Origin of the sequence: Nitritalea halalkaliphila LW7 (genome assembly GCF_000265075.1) — a bacterium.
GTDB classification, from domain to species: domain Bacteria; phylum Bacteroidota; class Bacteroidia; order Cytophagales; family Cyclobacteriaceae; genus Nitritalea; species Nitritalea halalkaliphila.
In genome coordinates, this window is sequence record NZ_AJYA01000024.1 from 88,710 (window position 1) to 106,552 (window position 17,843).

General features: G+C 49.6%; 16 protein-coding genes and 2 pseudogenes. 16 read left to right on the plus strand and 2 right to left on the minus strand.

The features are described from left to right. The 6 genes from A3SI_RS09415 to A3SI_RS09440 all read left to right on the plus strand — a co-directional run bounded on the left by A3SI_RS09415 (position 1) and on the right by A3SI_RS09440 (position 4,295). Positions 1 to 1,074, plus strand: a complete 1,074-nt coding sequence (locus A3SI_RS09415; protein WP_009055407.1) for an LptF/LptG family permease — start codon at positions 1 to 3, stop codon at positions 1,072 to 1,074. Then, positions 1,074 to 2,021, plus strand: coding sequence for a DMT family transporter (locus tag A3SI_RS09420; protein WP_009055408.1), 948 nt, complete (start codon positions 1,074 to 1,076; stop codon positions 2,019 to 2,021). The genes A3SI_RS09415 and A3SI_RS09420 overlap by 1 nt, the downstream gene beginning before the upstream one ends. A gap of 245 nt (positions 2,022 to 2,266) precedes the next feature. Next, the gene (locus tag A3SI_RS09425) at positions 2,267 to 2,566 is read left to right on the plus strand and encodes a hypothetical protein (protein WP_009055410.1); all 300 of its coding nucleotides are present in this window, start codon (positions 2,267 to 2,269) and stop codon (positions 2,564 to 2,566) included. A 132-nt stretch (positions 2,567 to 2,698) separates the two neighbouring features. Continuing rightward, positions 2,699 to 3,310, plus strand: coding sequence for a 6-bladed beta-propeller (locus tag A3SI_RS09430; RefSeq protein ID WP_162098442.1), 612 nt, complete (start codon positions 2,699 to 2,701; stop codon positions 3,308 to 3,310). Beyond that, complete coding sequence (locus tag A3SI_RS09435) at positions 3,267 to 3,833, plus strand: hypothetical protein (RefSeq protein WP_009055413.1); 567 nt, start codon at positions 3,267 to 3,269, stop codon at positions 3,831 to 3,833. The genes A3SI_RS09430 and A3SI_RS09435 overlap by 44 nt, the downstream gene beginning before the upstream one ends. 6 nt (positions 3,834 to 3,839) lie before the next feature. After that, positions 3,840 to 4,295, plus strand: coding sequence for a hypothetical protein (locus A3SI_RS09440; protein WP_009055414.1), 456 nt, complete (start codon positions 3,840 to 3,842; stop codon positions 4,293 to 4,295). Between the two features lie 104 nt (positions 4,296 to 4,399). Here the strand turns inward: A3SI_RS09440 and A3SI_RS22605 are convergent, their stop codons facing one another. Beyond that, entirely contained in the window at positions 4,400 to 4,720 is a 321-nt protein-coding gene (locus A3SI_RS22605; protein WP_316929152.1) for a 4-(cytidine 5'-diphospho)-2-C-methyl-D-erythritol kinase, read from the minus strand. Between the two features lie 35 nt (positions 4,721 to 4,755). Then, entirely contained in the window at positions 4,756 to 5,211 is a 456-nt protein-coding gene (locus A3SI_RS22610; RefSeq protein ID WP_316929153.1) for a 4-(cytidine 5'-diphospho)-2-C-methyl-D-erythritol kinase, read from the minus strand. Positions 5,212 to 5,761: 550 nt separating this feature from the next. On the opposite strand from A3SI_RS22610, the gene ilvD reads away from it, so the two are divergent. The 10 genes and pseudogenes from ilvD (at position 5,762) to truA (ending at position 17,834) form a co-directional block, all read left to right on the plus strand. Further along, a complete protein-coding gene (ilvD, locus tag A3SI_RS09450; RefSeq protein WP_009055415.1) occupies positions 5,762 to 7,444 on the plus strand; it encodes a dihydroxy-acid dehydratase in 1,683 nt (560 codons plus the stop codon). 18 nt (positions 7,445 to 7,462) lie between these two features. Next, positions 7,463 to 9,144 (plus strand): annotated as a pseudogene (gene ilvB, locus A3SI_RS09455) (biosynthetic-type acetolactate synthase large subunit). A gap of 10 nt (positions 9,145 to 9,154) precedes the next feature. Then, a complete protein-coding gene (ilvN, locus tag A3SI_RS09460) occupies positions 9,155 to 9,652 on the plus strand; it encodes an acetolactate synthase small subunit (protein ID WP_009055419.1) in 498 nt (165 codons plus the stop codon). Positions 9,653 to 9,678: 26 nt separating this feature from the next. Further along, positions 9,679 to 10,725, plus strand: coding sequence for a ketol-acid reductoisomerase (gene ilvC, locus A3SI_RS09465; RefSeq protein WP_009055421.1), 1,047 nt, complete (start codon positions 9,679 to 9,681; stop codon positions 10,723 to 10,725). After that, a pseudogene (locus A3SI_RS09470) lies at positions 10,725 to 12,237 on the plus strand (2-isopropylmalate synthase). Before ilvC ends, A3SI_RS09470 begins: the two are co-directional and overlap by 1 nt. A gap of 1 nt (position 12,238) precedes the next feature. After that, complete coding sequence (gene leuC / locus A3SI_RS09475; protein ID WP_009055423.1) at positions 12,239 to 13,639, plus strand: 3-isopropylmalate dehydratase large subunit; 1,401 nt, start codon at positions 12,239 to 12,241, stop codon at positions 13,637 to 13,639. An 11-nt stretch (positions 13,640 to 13,650) separates the two neighbouring features. Beyond that, positions 13,651 to 14,241 (plus strand): 3-isopropylmalate dehydratase small subunit, encoded by a 591-nt coding sequence (gene leuD, locus A3SI_RS09480; RefSeq protein WP_009055425.1) that lies wholly within the window; start codon positions 13,651 to 13,653, stop codon positions 14,239 to 14,241. A gap of 26 nt (positions 14,242 to 14,267) precedes the next feature. Further along, positions 14,268 to 15,836, plus strand: a complete 1,569-nt coding sequence (locus A3SI_RS09485; RefSeq protein WP_040670597.1) for an alpha-isopropylmalate synthase regulatory domain-containing protein — start codon at positions 14,268 to 14,270, stop codon at positions 15,834 to 15,836. Between the two features lie 14 nt (positions 15,837 to 15,850). Next, entirely contained in the window at positions 15,851 to 16,912 is a 1,062-nt protein-coding gene (gene leuB, locus A3SI_RS09490) for a 3-isopropylmalate dehydrogenase (RefSeq protein WP_009055428.1), read from the plus strand. Positions 16,913 to 17,057: 145 nt separating this feature from the next. Then, a complete protein-coding gene (gene truA, locus A3SI_RS09495; protein ID WP_040670616.1) occupies positions 17,058 to 17,834 on the plus strand; it encodes a tRNA pseudouridine(38-40) synthase TruA in 777 nt (258 codons plus the stop codon). Positions 17,835 to 17,843: the final 9 nt, after the last annotated feature.

The following is a 17,843-nucleotide window of genomic DNA, read 5'->3' on the forward strand; positions in this document are numbered from 1 at the left end:
ATGAAATTACTCGATAAACTCATCATAAAAGACTTCCTGAAGACCTACCTCTTCGTGGTGTTTTTACTTGTTCTGGTGGTCCTCGTACTGGATTTCACCGAGAAAAATGATACGTTTATTCGAAATGAAGTCCCCTCAGGAGAGATTATCAAGTACCTGCTGAATTATGGGCTGTACCTGAATAATCTTCTCACGCCGATCACGGTCTTTATATCCGTGATTTTTATTACCTCGCGCATGGCTGGACGCACGGAAATCATCGCGATCCTAAGTAGCGGCACCAGCTTCGTGCGCATGCTCGTGCCTTTCTTTTTTAGCGCGGCATTAATCGGTACGGCTAGTTTTTTCCTAAACGGCTGGGTGCTGCCCGTAGCTACCGAGGGTGTGACAAGCTTTAAGGCACGCTACCTGGATGATGACAAATATTATAATGAGTCTAATATCCACGTGAAGGTGGCAGCCCATCACTATGCTTTTATCTCCCGCTATTACACGAGTAGCAATACGGGGTATAATTTCACCCTAGAACATATAGAGGATGGGATTTTACATGCCAAGCTGTCTTCAGATCGCATCGTATGGGATACAGCGAAGCGGGTCTGGTCGGTAAAAAACTACCGCATCCGCTCGCTAGAGGACTGGGGTGAGCGCTATGAAGTGGGGGAGTCCTTAGATACAGTGCTGTCTATCACGCCTTATGACTTCGACCTGCCACTCAATCACCACGAAATGCTGAAGACCCCCGAGCTGTCCCGGCAAATAAAAATTTTAGAAGAGCGTGGGGCTGATAATGTCAACTACTACAAGATTGAGCGCTATGTGCGGTATATGTCGCCCTTTGCAGCGATTATTTTAACGTTCATCGGTGTTATTGTCTCTTCGAAGAAGACGCGTGGAGGCTCGGGCTTTCAGATCGCTTTAGGCTTCTTTTTGGCCTTTATCTATATCATTCTCTTTCTGCTTTCCAAGACCTTCGCTGAGGCAGGAACAGCCTACCCAATTTTAGCCGTTTGGCTACCGAATATCGTGTTCGCTGTCACCGGCTTAGCACTTTATAAAACAGTACCGCGCTAATGTCTACTGCTCCGACTTCTGCTGGCCTAAAAGATTATGCCATGCTGCACTTTATCGTGCTCATCTGGGGGTTTACGGCCATTCTGGGCTTGTTGATTAGCCTCCCGGCCTTAGAGATCGTCTTTTACCGTACACTATTGGCCGTAGTGGCCATCGGTGGTTTTTTTCTTTGGCGGAGCCAAAGCCTGCGGCTTTCCCGCGCCTCTCTCATTCGTATTATCGGGACGGGCATGTTGATCGGGCTGCACTGGGTGCTTTTCTTCGGCGCAGCACGGGCTTCGACTGCTTCGGTCTGTCTGGCTGGAATGGCGACAACCTCTCTCTGGACGGCATTTATCGAGCCCTTCGCCTATAAGTCTAAGGTCAAATGGTATGAGGTGCTGCTGGGGCTTATGGTGATTTCAGGGCTGTATGTGATTTTCCGCTTTGAAGGGGGCTACTGGTTGGGGCTAAGCATGGCTATCGCTTCGGCATTCTTGGGTGCTGTTTTTTCGGTGATCAACAGTAAATTGACCAAAAAACATGAGCCTTACACGCTAACATTTTATGAAATGCTGGGTGCCTGCCTGTTCACGCTCCTATGCATGCCGATTTACAGCATGTACTTCGCTGAAGAAGGACTGCAGCTGCTGCCTAAGGGACTGGATTGGCTTTGGTTGTTCCTGTTAGGTGGGGTCTGTACGGTGTACGCTTTCGCCGTTTCGGTGGAGCTGATGAGGAGAATTACCGCCTTTGCGGTGAATTTAACCATCAATTTGGAGCCTGTTTACGGGATTGTTTTGGCTGTTTTGATCTTCGGGGAGAAGGAGCAGATGACCCCGGGCTTTTACTTGGGGACGCTTATTATTTTGATTTCCGTGCTGCTATATCCCTTGGTTCAATTTCTATACCGCAAGCGGCAAGCGCGACGTGCTGCTACAGCTGCGAAGCTTTACCCTCGTGCATAAAGGTGTGTAGCGTTCGTTTTTGGGTATAAAAGATTGAATAGTGTATGTATAGGGTGTACAGGTTCTTTTATAATAGTTGAAATCTTGTTTTTTTTTCACCTGATAATCAACGGGTTATGATCGTTTTTTTTTTTGCTGATATGTTTTCTTATATCACTTATTTTTCGATGCGGATAGGTCTATATTACAGTGTGTTTAGCGCTGAATTACTTTTATTTTTTTACGATCCAACTTAAAAAAAAACTATGAAAAGGTTTGTTTTTAGATTATTTTCATTTAAGATTATTGTTGTTATTTTTACGATAATGACTATTAATCAAGAAAAAGCGCTATCAGGTACCACATATGGTAAAGAATTGTCCTCAACTATAGCATATGGAACGTTTTTTCACGGAGGACTTGATGTTCTAGGATTAGATATGCCTATGGGTTTTACTTTAGAATATGGAACAGATCCAGTGGGTGTCATGAAAAACTGCACTTGGGCCTTTGCAACATGTGATAATTCACAATCTGGATTTTCTTTGTTTCCTGGTTGCAATTGAAATTAAGTATAAGGCTCCCATTATTTAATGGGGCCTTTTTTGATTTATTTATATAATACGATGTCGAATAAATACATTTTCATTAAATTGTTCATTTTTTTTTCCTTTGCATGTGGGCGTAAGGATGCGTTTATGAGCTATCAGAACCTGACTGGAGATGAGGTGCTTATACGGGTAGAAGAGATCCCTTTTCAGAAAAGATACGTTTTAGATAGTTTACTTGAAGTGCAAAAAGTTGTCCAACTGGAAGGTGGAGCGGATATTTTTATTGGGAGTTATGATAAAGTGTCACTAGCAGGAGGAAACATCTTTGTTTTAGACAAGACGCTGACCCACTCTCTTTTTGTATTTAATGAAAATGGTGAATTTTTGTTTAAAATAGCCAGTCTTGGTGAAGGTCCTGAAGAATACCGAGAAATCCGTGATTTTACAGTAAGCTCCGATTCGCAGACACTCGATATTTTAGACTTTGGAGGGAAGAAAATTTTAACGTATAATAGAAATAATGGAGCATTTATTCAGGCAGTCCCGCTGGATATAAGCACCTATTTTGATACCTTTGAAAAAGTGGAGGATCACTATATCGCCATGCACGCCAATCACTGTGGCAATTTAAATGGCTGTAACAATATATCCTTTGTAGAGAGTGGTTTTTCAACATTAAAAAGCGCACTTCAGATCCACGAGAGATTGAAAAATTATGATTATAAGGGAGCGTTATCGTTTTCACGAAACGGCGATTAAGATTTTTTTTAGTGAGCTCTTTAATGATACTATTTATGAAGTGATGATGGAGGATCAAAGACTCCGTGCAAAATTTGCCATAGACTTCGGGAAGTATCAACTTCCGGATGCATTCAAATATTCGAGGCGTAATTCCAAATTAGATAAGGCCTTAGATTATGCTATTACAAATGGACTGACGCTTGGTCTCCATGACTTCTATTGTTCCGATAGGTTCTTATATTTTAGGTATGGTATGCCACAGTTAAGAGAGGTTTATATAGATCTAACGACGGATAAGGCCCTTTCATTCGATCGTTCCGTTACGCAAAATTTTTTACTCATAGGCGACGTTGTAGCGATGGACCAGGAGCATCTAGTAAAGGTAATGTCTTCAGAGCTGGTAGATAATATGTTAAAAACATATTTTAACACAAGCGATTCTTTGGAATTTAGAAGTAAGCATAAAACTTTTTATGAACTGGCTAAGGACGTCCAAACAGGATCAAATGGCCTCATCACTTTCTTAACCTTAACGCTATAATGTGCTATGCGAATTTCTGTTCTTTTCTTTATTTCGGCACTTTTTCTGATCTCATGTGAGCGTGGGCCGCAAAATGACGAAGCCTACACGTTAAAAATCTACTCTTGGTTTGCGAGTTATTATGAAAAAATAGACTTTCACGCTTCCACCCATTCAACGGAGGTCTGGTACCTCTATTTTGATGATGCATTAACCTGCGAAACATGCAAATTAGAGATACTTTCACAAGTTAGGGAGAATCCCGCTGTGCATGTTATTACCAACTTCGAAGAGGAGCAGCGGGTAAATTTATTTAAAAAAGTATATAAATTACAGCACAACGTTTATAATGTGCAGTCCAGGTTTGTAGAATTGCCTACACCTTTCTTATTCCGATTAGATGGAACTCGGATGTATGATTTACACGTCTTGGATGATGATTTTTTACAGCGTAGGTCTATCGCTAAGCTGTTGAAGAGCTAATAAAACAGTTCCTCTAAGAAGCTAACCAGGTGGTTCAGGGCCCGTAAGGCTTTACCTTTGCCCGAAGGGCAAAATTATGGATAAGTTAGGTCTGTAGCCTGCGCTTACCACTTCCACGGCAAGGTAAACACCTGATAGTGCCTTGGCCAGTCCATAGGTGGGGGCCCTTGTTCGAAAATGCCGAACATGGTGGAGCCAGAACCGGACATGGCCGCATACCAGGCACCTGCCGCGTAGAGGGTTTCTTTTATTTGAGCAAGCTCAGGGTGTAGTTCAAAAATGCCCTGCTCGAAATCGTTTATAAGTTGTTCCTTCCAGCTTTCCGGCTTGGTCAGCACCTCTTGGAGAACAAAGGCCGGCTTTTTAGGACGTATGCCAGCGTATGCTTCGCGGGTACTGACGTGTACCTGTGGATAGATCAGCACCAGGTGGCCTTCCTGAGTCGGTAATTGGATGGGGTTTAAAATCTCCCCTCTACCTGTTGCGATTTTAGGCGTGTTCTGAATGAAAAAGGGCAGTCGCTTCCTAATTTAGCGGCATATTCTTCTAACAGCCAGTCCTCGAGGTGTAAGTTGAACAGCTTACTCATTAGCGTAAGTGCAAAGGCTGCGTCTGCAGATCCACCTCCAAGTCCCGCGCCCATAGGGATTTTTTTTAGCAGGTGGATTTCTGCCTCGGGAAGGGAGGGGAAGTCTTTTTTAAGTAAACGGTATGCTTTTAGGATTAAGTTATCCTTTTCATTTCCCGGAATGGGGATGCCATGGGCAAAAAAGCGCTGCTGCTTGCTTTCGACGATTTCCAGTGCATCATGCAGGGCGATGGGTACCATGCAGGTTTCGATTTCATGATAGCCATCTGAGCGTTTTGCTGTAATGGAAAGGCCAAGATTGATTTTTGCGTTGGGAAAGGCAAGCATCTTTTTTTCGGGTAAAGATAGGGAAAAAGGGCGTGGTCTGCTTGAAAATGTATTTTATGTGCGTAGGAAGCGGTTTTTTGTTCGTGAACGACATTCGAGGAAAAGGGCGAGTGCGTTAACGAAAATTCGATAAACTTTATTTTATATTTCCAAAACTGTAATGGTATCCATATTTTTTTTAGCAACTATACAATCGAAACATTGTTTGGTTCTGCTGGGGTTTTTTTAGGGGATTCAAGAATAAAGTCTTAAAAAAATTATCGATAGTGAATATTATTTTGCAAAAGTGCTTTTTGGCAGCACTAAAAAATTATTAAAAAGGTAAAAAATGAAATAAATGTTTGTGAAATCTCGAATTAACCCCTTATGTTTGTATCACCATTACAACAGAAACAACACATGTACCACGTAATCAGCGTCCTCTTTATTCTTCTACTGCTCATTAGTAAAATGAACTGAGGCACTGTTTTACCTATCTAACAACTATAATCGGGAAGTGCCTCCTACACAGGCACTTTTTTTATACCGATTACAGCAGGCAAAGTAGCACATGAACGACATGAAACGACATAGTTGGGAGATCAGTCAGAATCCCGAGCATCCAGCAGGCAAGGCCATGTTATATGCCACTGGCATGAGTGATAAGCAGATGAACCAGCCCTTCGTGGGTGTCGGAAGCTGCGGTTATGAGAGTAATCCCTGTAACATGCATCTAAATGACCTGGCAGCCTCCATCCGTGAAGCGACACGGAAAGAAGGGTTGACAGGTCTTGTTTTTAATACCATCGGTATCTCTGATGGAACCTCTATGGGGACCTTAGGGATGCGGTACTCCTTGGTTTCGCGAGAGATAATCGCCGATTCGGTGGAGTCTTTTATTTGTGGACATTCTTTCGACGCTTCCATCACGGTGGCGGGATGTGATAAAAACATGCCAGGTGCTATTATGGGCATGCTCCGTACAGATCGTCCCGGTATCATGGTGTATGGGGGTACCATCGCCTCGGGACTCTATAAGGGAGAGAAATTAAATATAGTTTCTGCTTTTGAGGCCTTCGGCAAGCGCCTAAAGGGTGAGATTTCAGAGGAGGACTACGATGGCGTCATCCGAAACGCCTGCCCCGGCGCAGGAGCGTGTGGCGGCATGTACACGGCGAATACGATGAGTTCTGCGGCGGAAGCTATGGGCATGTCCCTGCCCTATAGCAGTACGAATCCAGCGATGTCCCCAGAGAAACAAGCGGAGTGTGCCGAAGCTGCCGCCGCTATCAAGCGCCTGATTGCTGCCGACATTCGTCCCTCGCACATCGTCACCCGAAAGAGTTTGGAAAACGCCGTTCGTGTGGTCGTACTTTTGGGCGGTAGCACAAATGCGGTGCTCCACCTTCTCGCCATCGCACGTACCGCTGGAGTGCCCTTTACCCTGGAAGATTTTCGACGGATCAACGAGGAAACCCCTGTCATCGGCGATTTCAAGCCAAGCGGACAATTTTTGATGGAAGATCTTCATGAGCAGGGTGGCCTGCCCGCTTTTATGCGCTATCTATTGGATAAGGGCCTTCTCCATGGAGACTGTCTGACGGTAACGGGTAAAACCGTAGCGGAAAATTTAGCGGCGATCAGTCCGATTATCCCTTCTACGGTGAATGCCATTCGCCCTTTAGAGCAGCCCCTTAAGCCGACTGGTCACCTCTGTATTTTAAAGGGGAATTTGGCCCCAGAGGGGGCTGTCGCCAAAATATCCGGTAAGGAGGGCAAAGCCTTCCAAGGGCCAGCTAAGGTGTATGACTCCGAGGCGGAGGCAAATGCAGCCATTCGAGACAAGCAGGTACAGGCGGGCGATGTCGTGGTCATTCGCTATGTAGGTCCCAAGGGAGGCCCCGGAATGCCGGAGATGTTAAAACCCACAAGTATGATCATCGGAGCAGGCTTGGGTTCAGAGGTGGCCTTGATTACGGATGGCCGCTTTTCGGGAGGTACCCACGGTTTTGTGGTGGGGCATGTGACACCAGAAGCCTATCTGGGAGGACCCATCGGGCTGCTGCAGGATGGCGATCTGATCACGATCGCTTCGGATGGGCTTACGCTCTCAGTCGATCTAAGTGAGGAGGAGCTGGCGCAAAGGAAAAAGACTTGGACACCTCGACAGCCGAAGGGCTTACAGGGAACACTTAAAAAATACAATCGATTAGTTGCCACGGCCTCTGAAGGCTGTGTGACAGATCAAGACTAATCTTTAACCACTAATTTTATGATCAGAGGAGCAGATATCATCGTTCAGTCGCTGATAGCCGAGCAGGTGGAATACATCTTCGGCTATCCCGGGGGGGCCATCATGCCCGTTTATGATGCCTTATACGACTATCATGAGCGCATCAAGCATGTGCTTACGCGGCATGAGCAGGGAGCTATTCATGCGGCACAGGGCTATGCGCGCGTTTCAGGTAAAGTGGGTGTAGCGCTGGCTACTTCCGGGCCTGGTGCGACGAATTTGATCACAGGGCTGGCTGACGCCTTAATCGACAGTACACCTTTAGTCTGTATCACAGGACAGGTGGCGGCTCACCTGCTCGGTTCGGATGCTTTCCAAGAAACAGATGTGGTGGGAATTTCCATGCCGGGCACGAAATGGAACTATCAGGTGCGCCACGCGGCAGATATCGCACCAGCGATCGCGAAGGGCTTCCACATCGCGCGAAGCGGCAGGCCTGGTCCAGTGCTTATCGACATCACGAAAAATGCACAAATCGAGCTGGCAGAAATGCAGTACACGCCCTGCACCTACATTCGGAGTTACCGACCTTATGTGCCGATTAGTGCGGAGCGGGTGGCAGAAGCAGCGGCCTTAATCGATGCAGCAGAGCGTCCTTACCTGTTATTTGGCCAAGGGTGTCTATCGGTGAGGCAGATGAAGAGTTGAGGGCATTTGTAGAAAAAACTGGCATACCTTCCGCGGCTACCTTACTGGGAACGGGCTCTTTATCCGAAGATCATCCCTGCTATGTAGGAAAATTAGGCATGCATGGCAACTATGCGCCGAACTTGCTTACCAACAAGTGCGATGTTTTAATCGCTGTGGGGATGCGTTTCGATGACCGGGTGACAGGCGATTTAAAGCGGTACGCACGACAGGCGAAGGTAATTCATTTAGAGCTAGACCCCGCCGAAATAGATAAAAATGTAAAAACCACTGTAGCCATTCAGGGGGATTGTAAGTTGAGCTTAGCGGCTCTGACGGAGGCCGTGAAGCCTAACGCGCATCCGGAGTGGCTGGCGGAGTTTCGCGCCTTGGAGGCGCAAGAATATGAGCAAGTCGTCTGCGGGGATTTGAAGCCCTGCAAGCCAGGCCTGACTATGGGTGAGGTGATGCACCATATTAATGCCTTTAAGACAGATGATGCTGTGCTGGTTACGGATGTGGGGCAGCATCAGATGATCGCCTGGAGGTATTTTAAATTCCAGCAGGGAAGAACGAATATCACTTCTGGCGGCTTGGGCACGATGGGATTTGGCTTGCCAGCCGCCTTAGGTGCGCAGCTACACGATTACAAGCGGCAGGTGATCTGCGTGATGGGAGACGGTGGCATCCAGATGACGATTCAGGAGCTGGGAACGATTATGCAGACCAAGGCTCCTGTGAAGATGGTGCTTTTAAACAACAATTACCTCGGTATGGTGCGGCAGTGGCAGCAGCTGTTTTTTGACAAGCGGTATTCTTTTACCGAGCTAGAAAATCCAGATTTTATAAAGATCGTGGAAGCCTACAACATTAAGGCCCGCAAGGTGACGACGCGGGAGGGACTGCGAGAAGCGGTGGCAGAGATGCTTTTCGAGGAAGGACCTTCCTTTTTAGAAGTCGTGGTAGAAAAAGAGGACAATGTCTTCCCGATGATTGCTACTGGATGTGCTGTGGATGAAGTTCGCTTGGCCTAAACTAACCCGTATGAAACGTTATACTATTTCTGTTTTTACAGAGAATTTTATCGGAATCTTAAACCGCATCACCATTATTTTCACCCGGAGGGGGATTAATATCGATGCACTTACAGCCTCCGAAAGCCGGCAGGACGGCATACATAAGATCACCATAGAGGTGACGACCACGGAGGAGAAGATCGTCCACCTTACCAAGCAGATCGAGAAAATCATCGACGTGGTAAAGGCTTTTTACTACCTAGATGAGGAAGTGGTGTATCAGGAAATCGCTTTGTATAAAATTCCCACCCGCTGTCTGGATGCGGGCTTAGAAAGTGTGATTCGGCAGTTTAATGCCCACATCATTGCGGCGGAGCCGGAATTTGTCGTCTTGGAATTTACAGGCCATAAAGAAGAAACGCAGCAGCTGCTAGAGCTGCTGAAAGCGTATGAAATTTTAGAGTTTGCCCGCTCCGGGCGTGTGGCTGTGGCCAAGCCGATGGAGACTATCAATGCTTATTTATAACATCAAACCATAAAACCTAATTACTTATGAAATTAACGTTCGGATCAGTAGAAGAGAACGTGGTAACACGTGAAGAATTTCCTTTAGCACAAGCCCAGGAGGTATTAAAAGATGAGGTCATCGCTGTTTTAGGCTATGGCGTTCAGGGACCTGGGCAGGCGCTCAATCTGAAAGACAATGGCTTTAACGTCATCGTGGGGCAGCGGAAGGATTCCAAAACGTGGGACAAGGCCGTAGCCGATGGCTGGGTGCCGGGAGAGACGCTTTTCGAGCTGGAGGAAGCCTGTGAGAAGGGTACGATTTTACAGTTTTTGCTCTCCGATGCCGGGCAGATAGCCCTTTGGCCAACGGTAAAAAAGCATCTTAGCCCAGGGAAAGCGCTTTATTTTTCGCATGGTTTCGGTGTGACTTATAAGGAGAAAACAGGCATCATTCCGCCAGCAGATGTGGACGTGATTTTAGTGGCGCCGAAGGGTTCAGGCACTTCCTTAAGAAGGATGTTTGTGGAGGGCCGCGGGCTTAATTCTTCATTCGCGATTTATCAGGACGCTACAGGGCGTGCGCGTGAGCGTGTGATCGCCCTTGGAATCGGTGTGGGTTCGGGCTACCTGTTCGAAACAGATTTTTATAAGGAGGTGACTTCCGACCTTACAGGGGAGCGCGGAACGCTGATGGGGGCCATTCAGGGTATCTTCGCTGCACAGTATGAGGTGCTTCGCGCGAATGGGCACAGTCCTTCTGAGGCCTTTAATGAGACGGTAGAGGAGCTGACGCAAAGCCTAATGCCGCTGGTGGCAGAAAATGGAATGGACTGGATGTATGCCAACTGCTCCACCACCGCACAGCGAGGTGCCTTAGACTGGTGGAAGCCTTTCCGTGATGCCACTAAGCCTGTTTTTGAATCGCTCTATGAAAGCGTAAAAACCGGCCAAGAGGCGCAGAAGTCGATTGATTCCAATAGTAAATCGGATTATCGTGCGAAGCTAGAGGAGGAATTAAAGGAATTAAGAGAATCTGAGATGTGGCAGGCGGGAGCTACCGTCCGTCAGTTAAGACCTGAAAATAACGGATGATGAGTGATAAGCTATGGATTTTCGATACGACCTGCGTGATGGGGAGCAAGTGCCCGGTTGTCAGCTGCATACAGAGGAAAAAATCGTGGTGGCACGCGCGCTCGAAGCGCTGGGAGTGGACATTATAGAAGCGGGCTTTCCGATTTCCAGCCCGGGAGATTTTAATTCGGTCGTCGCGATTTCGAAGGCCGTAAGCGAACCGATTATTTGTGCACTCTCCCGGGCTGTAGAGAAGGACATAGAGGTCGCAGCGGAGGCCCTTCGCTACGCGAAAAAGGGGAGAATACATACGGGAATCGGGGTTTCTCCCTATCACATTCAGTATAAGCTACGCTCCACTCCGGAGGCCATCATCGAGCGGGCCGTGCAGGCAGTGAAGTTTGCGAAGCGCTTCGTGGAAGATGTGGAATTTTATGCTGAGGATGCAGGCCGTGCGGACAAGGAGTTTCTCGCGCGGATCGTAGAGCAAGCCATCAAGGCCGGCGCCACTGTAGTGAATATTCCCGATACGACGGGCTACTGCCTGCCTGAACAGTATGGTGCCATCATCCGACATTTAAAAAATGAGGTGCCGAATATCGATAAGGCCATCATCGCTACCCACTGCCATAATGACTTAGGCATGGCCACGGCCAATACCATTTCAGGGGTGCAGCAGGGTGCACGACAGGTGGAAGTAACGATTAATGGAATCGGTGAGCGGGCTGGAAACACGTCTATGGAAGAGGTGGTGATGGCCATACAGTGTCACCATGCGATTCCTGTCAAAACCGACATTCATACCCCTAAGATTTACGAGACGAGCAGGCTGGTGTCCAAGTTGATGAACATGCCCGTTCAGCCAAATAAGGCCATCGTGGGAAGAAATGCCTTTGCGCATAGCTCCGGCATTCACCAGGATGGAGTGCTGAAGCATCGAGAAAACTACGAAATCATCGATCCGCAGTCCGTTGGCGTACATGAATCTTCCATCGTGCTTACTGCCAGAAGTGGTCGGGCGGCGCTGAAGCATCATTTGGATGCCCTGGGGGTGCACTTAGAGGGAGAGGAGCTGCGTCTGGTGTATGAGGACTTTCTTTTGCTAGCGGATAAAAAGCGCGACATCGGCCCTAAGGACTGATGGGCCTAGTGGGCAAGTACATGGATGAGTCGCACCTGATCACCCTTGAGCAATTAACCTACAGCTCGAATGGACATATTCAAGCTACAGTCTCCCTGCGCGTGGGCGAAGCCTTACAGCATGCCAGCGCCACAGGGAATGGGCCTGTAGATGCGGCGCTGAAAGCGATAGAATCTATCGTGCAGCCCCAAATCATTTTGGAAGAATTCCTGATCCAGGCCATTACGGCCGGCAGTGATGACCAGGCGAAAGTACACATGCGGCTGATGAAGGGCAAGGTTCCTTTCTATGGCTTTGCTTCGGATACGGATATCGTCCGTGCATCTGCGCAGGCTTTCGTGGATGCGTTAAATAAAATACCTGTTAAAGAAAAGGCTTTGGCCACGAAGTAATATGGCAGCGAAAACATTATTTGATAAAATATGGGATGCTCATGTCATCCGCAGTGTTCCGGGGGGGCCGGATGTTTTCTTCATCGATAAGCATTTTATCCATGAGGTGACCAGTCCCGTCGCCTTTCTTAATCTGGAAAAGCGTGGGATTCCCGTCATGTATCCAGAGCGCACCATCGCTACCCCAGATCATAATGTCCCTACGGTAGATCAGGATAAGACGATTAAAGATGCGCTTTCCCGCATGCAGGTGGAAAAGCTCCGCGAAAACTGCCGCAAGTATGGCATCGAGCTGCATGATTTAGGGAGCGATCATCATGGGATCGTTCATGTGATCGGCCCGGAATTAGGTGTGACGCAGCCGGGGATGACGATCGTTTGTGGCGACAGCCATACCTCCACGCATGGGGCCTTCGGAGCGATCGCCTTCGGAATCGGTACCTCTGAGGTGGAAATGGTGCTGGCGACTCAGTGCATCATGCAGGCCAAGGCCAAGAAGATGCGCATCCGGGTGGAAGGCGAAGTGGGCCCTGGCGTGAGCGCCAAAGACATCATCCTTTACATCATCGCGCAGATTTCTGCGAGTGGAGGCACGGGCTACTTCATCGAATATGCTGGTTCAGCGATCGAAAGCCTGAGTATGGAAGCCCGAATGACTATTTGCAACATGAGCATCGAGATGGGTGCCCGTGGTGGCCTAATCGCACCGGATGCCACCACCTTTGCCTACCTAGAGGGTAGACCGTATGCGCCGAAGGGGGAGGCCTGGGAGCAGGCTAAGGCCGAGTGGCTTGCGCTACGCACCGATGCAGATGCCGTCTTCGACAAAGAGTATGTTTTCGATGCGGCGGATATAGAGCCCATGATCACCTACGGAACGAATCCCGGCATGGGCATTAAAATCGGAGCTGCCGTCCCGGAAGTTTCGCGCTTCAGTGGTAGCGAGCAGGCTTCCTATGTGAAATCGCTGCAGTATATGGGCTTCGAAGCCGGGCAGCCGATTAAGGGACGTGAGGTGGATTATGTCTTCGTGGGCAGCTGTACGAATGGCCGCATCGAAGATATCCGAGCCGTGGCGCACTTTGTGAAAGGCAAGCGAAAGGCGCCTAACATCACTGCCTGGATCGTGCCAGGCTCTCGCGAAGTAGAGAAGCAGGCGCAGCAAGAAGGCTTAGTGGCCATTTTAGAGGAAGCAGGCTTTGAGTTAAGGCAGCCGGGCTGTTCCGCCTGTCTGGCGATGAATGACGACAAAATCCCTGCGGGCAAGTATGCAGTGAGTACCTCGAACCGAAATTTCGAGGGTCGGCAGGGCCCAGGTGCGCGCACCCTTTTGGCCAGCCCGCTTACCGTGGCGGCAGTAGCTGTGACAGGAAAAATCGCTGACCCGAGAGAAGTATTTTAACGAGACAACCTATGGCTTACGATAAATTTACCCAGCTGCGGAGCACGATGGTGCCGCTGCCAGCTGAAAATGTGGACACTGATCAAATCATCCCCGCGCGCTTTTTAAAAGCGACAGAAAGAAAGGGCTTTGGCGATAATTTATTTCGCGACTGGCGCTATCATGCCGATGGCAGCCCGAAGGAAGATTTCGTCCTAAACGATGCCACCTACTCCGGAAAGGTACTGGTGGCAGGAAAGAATTTCGGCTCAGGGTCGAGCCGCGAGCACGCTGTGTGGGCCCTCTACGACTATGGCTTCCGCTGTGTGGTTTCCAGCTTCTTTGCGGATATTTTTAAAAACAACTGCCTGAATATCGGGGTGTTGCCGGTGACAGTGAGTGTGGAGTTTGCCGACAAGCTCTTTGCTGCGGTAGCAGCGGATCCACAGGCGGAGGTAGAAATCGATCTGGAGGCACAGATCATCAGGCTGCTCACGGACGGCTCGGAGGAGGCCTTCGAGATCAATAGCTATAAGAAAGAAAACATGAAAAATGGCTTTGATGACATCGATTATCTGCTGCACATGCAGGAGGAAATCCGTGCCTTCGAGCAGCAGCGTTAAGCCCCAGGGCAGTTACGGAGGTCGATATGAAGGAGGATAACAGGCGCATAGAGATAATGGACACCACCCTGCGGGACGGGGAGCAGACCTCTGGGGTGGCTTTCCTGCCGAGTGAAAAGCTCCAGATTGCCAAGCTGCTCTTAGAGGAGCTGCAGGTGGATCGGATCGAGGTGGCATCCGCTAAGGTCTCAGAGGGGGAGCTCCGCGGGGTACAAAAAATCACGCGCTGGGCAGAGGAAAAGGGCTTTCTCGACCGAGTGGAAGTGCTAGGTTTCGTGGATGGGAGCATCTCGGTGGACTGGCTGAAGGAGGCTGGGGCACGGGTGCTCAACTTGCTCACGAAAGGCTCTCTGAACCACTTGGAGCATCAGTTGCGGCAGCAGCCAGAGGAGCATTTTGCACGGATTAGCGCTACGATCGGCCATGCACGAGCGGCGGGGATGCGGGTAAATGTGTACCTGGAGGACTGGAGCAGTGGCATGCGGCATTCGCAGGCATACACGCGTAGTCTGATCCGGTTTTTGCAGACCTTAGAGGTGGAGCGCATCATGCTTCCCGATACCTTGGGGATTTTGCGACCGAAAGAGGTGCGTGAATTCATCGGGGCGCTCTGTGCGGATTTTCCTGCGGTGCATTTCGATTTCCATGCGCATAATGATTATGATTTGGCCGTGGCCAATGTCCTCGAAGCGGTGGAGCAGGGTGTTTCGGGCTTGCATAGCACTGTAAATGGGCTGGGTGAGCGCGCTGGGAATGCTCCCATCGAAAGTATTTTAGCCGTTTTAAGTGATTTCACGCAGGTTCGCCATGGCTTGCAGGAGCAAAAGCTCTATCGGGTGAGCAAGTTGGTGGAGCAGTTTTCGGGCTTGCATATCCCTGCGAACAAGCCGGTGGTGGGGGAAAATGTATTTACCCAGACGGCGGGCATCCATGCGGACGGCGATCAGAAGAAAAATCTTTATTTTAATGATTTACTGCCCGAGCGTTTTGGGCGCCAGCGCCAATATGCCCTAGGAAAAACCTCTGGGAAGGCGAATATCCTCAAAAACCTTCAGGCGCTGGGGATTTCTTTAGAGGAGGAGGAGCTCAAGCAGGTGACTGCGCGGATCATCGCTCTGGGCGACCGGAAGGAGCGGGTAACTACGGAGGATCTTCCCTACATCATTTCGGATGTGCTCCAGCAGGAAAGTGGCGAGCAGGAGGTGCGCATCGAGGGCTATCACATGACCCACAGTAGGGGGCTGAAGCCTACGGTGCAGCTCAAGTTGGTTTTGGCCGGTGAGGCCTATGAGGCGCATGCTTCCGGGGACGGTCAGTACGATGCCTTTATGCAGGCGGTAAAGAAAATATACAAAAAACTAGGCTATCGCCTACCTAAATTAACGGATTATCACGTGCGGATTCCCCCGGGGGGCAAGACGGATGCCTTCGTGGAGACGGTGATTACCTGGGACTTTGGTCGGATTTTTAAGACCAAGGGACTGGATAGTGATCAGACGGTGGCAGCCATGAAGGCGACAGAAAAGATGCTGAATAGCGTCGGGCTGGTGCCGGAAGCCGAGGAAGTCGTGCTGAATCAAGAAGTGAGTAAGTAAACCAAGATACAGGTATGAAAATAACGATTGCACTTTTACCCGGGGATGGGATAGGCCCTGAGGTGGTCGCACAGGCGGTCAAAGTAGTGGACGCGGTGGCTAAAAAATTCGGACATGAGATTAGCTATCAGGAGGCTCTGGTGGGCGCGGCGGCGATCGATGTGCACGGAGATCCCTATCCGGAGGAAACACATCGCATCTGTCAGGCGGCGGACGCGGTCCTTTTCGGAGCGATCGGTGATCCGAAATACGATAATAATCCCAAAGCGAAAGTGCGACCGGAAGAGGGACTGCTGCGCATGCGCAAATCCTTAGGTCTCTTCGCTAATGTGCGGCCGACGTTTACGTTTCCTTCCTTGATCCATAAGTCGCCGCTCAAGTTAGAGCGTGTGGAGGGGACGGATTTTGTCTTTTTCCGAGAGCTCACCTCTGGAATTTATTTCGGAGAGCCGAGGGGCAGAAATGAGCAGGGGACGAAGGCCTTCGATACAAATGTGTACACCAAAGAGGAGATCGCACGCCTGGCGCGGATGGGTTTCGAGGCGGCACAGAAGCGACGTAAGCATCTCACCTGCGTGGACAAGGCCAATGTGCTGGCCACGTCGAGGCTGTGGCGGGAGACAGTTCAAGAGCTGGCCCCCGAATACCCAGACGTGGAGGTGGCCTATGAGTTCGTGGATGCGGTGGCGATGCGTCTGATTCAGTGGCCGAAAGCCTACGATGTACTCATTACAGAAAATCTTTTTGGCGATATCCTGACCGATGAGGCTTCGGTGATTTCGGGCTCCATGGGGCTGATGCCGTCGGCTTCGCTAGGGGCCGAGGTGAAGCTTTTCGAGCCGATACACGGTTCCTACCCACAGGCGGCAGGGAAAAATATCGCGAATCCTTTAGCTACGGTCCTGTCTGCTGCCATGCTTTTAGAGTATGCGTTCGGGGCGATGGAAGAAGCTGAGGCCATTAAGGCGGTGGTCAATAAATCTCTGGAGGCGGGAGTCGTGACAGAGGATATCGCCGACCAAGGGCAGGCACACAGCACCTCTGCAGTGGGGGACTGGCTGGCTGCTAACCTATAAATGCAACATACAAACCTATTTGCCTTCACCCCTCAGGATGCATTTCCGAGGGGTGTGTTTTTTTCTTTTTGGGGGAAAAGCCGTTATTTGCGCTTGGGAAGCGCAATTCAGGCGTAACCCTATCACCTTTTTTCCACCTCTTTTCATGCAGCAGCGGCCCTACCAGTATCTTGTTTTCCTTCAGTACCTTGGCTTGCGCTATCGGGGCTGGCAGAAGCAGGCGGGCCAAAAAACCGTCCAAGGACAGCTGGAGCGCGTCATTCGCTTTGTGCTCGGGCATGAGGAGTTTACCGTTTTAGGGGCAGGAAGGACAGACTCTGGGGTGTCCGCGGCGGAAGGGGCCTTTGCGCTGCACAGCGCAGAGCAGATCCACCCTGAGTCCTTTCTGCAAGGGGTGAATGCCATGCTGCCGGCGGATATCCTACTGCTGCGCTGTCAAGAGGTGCCGCTGACCTTTAACATCATTCAGGATGTGGAGCAAAAGGAGTACCGCTATTATTTTCGTTTAGGGGCTAAGCCGGCGCCTTTAGAAAGTGCTTATCAAGGTTATTTTGCAGAGGATTTAGCTTTAGAAGCCCTGCAGGCGGCGGCGCTACTCTTCGAGGGGACACATGATTTTCGCTGTTTTTGTCCGCGTCAAAAGACCAGTGCCAGCTATGTGCGCACGATTTTTCAGTCTCGCATCGTGGCGCTGGAGCCGACGGAGAAGGGAAATTTCAATGGATATTATCAGGTCAGAGGTACCGGGTTTCTGATGCACCAGGTGCGCATGATGCTGGGCGCCCTGCTGGCGGTGGGCCGTGGCGAAAAACGGGCGGAAGACCTGAAAGCGGCCCTGCAGACGGAAAAAAAGGAGCCTTTCGCAGCAGCTGTGCCTGCGCATGGGCTTGTACTCCACCGCCTGCACTTCCGAGGACTGTAATTTCCCACC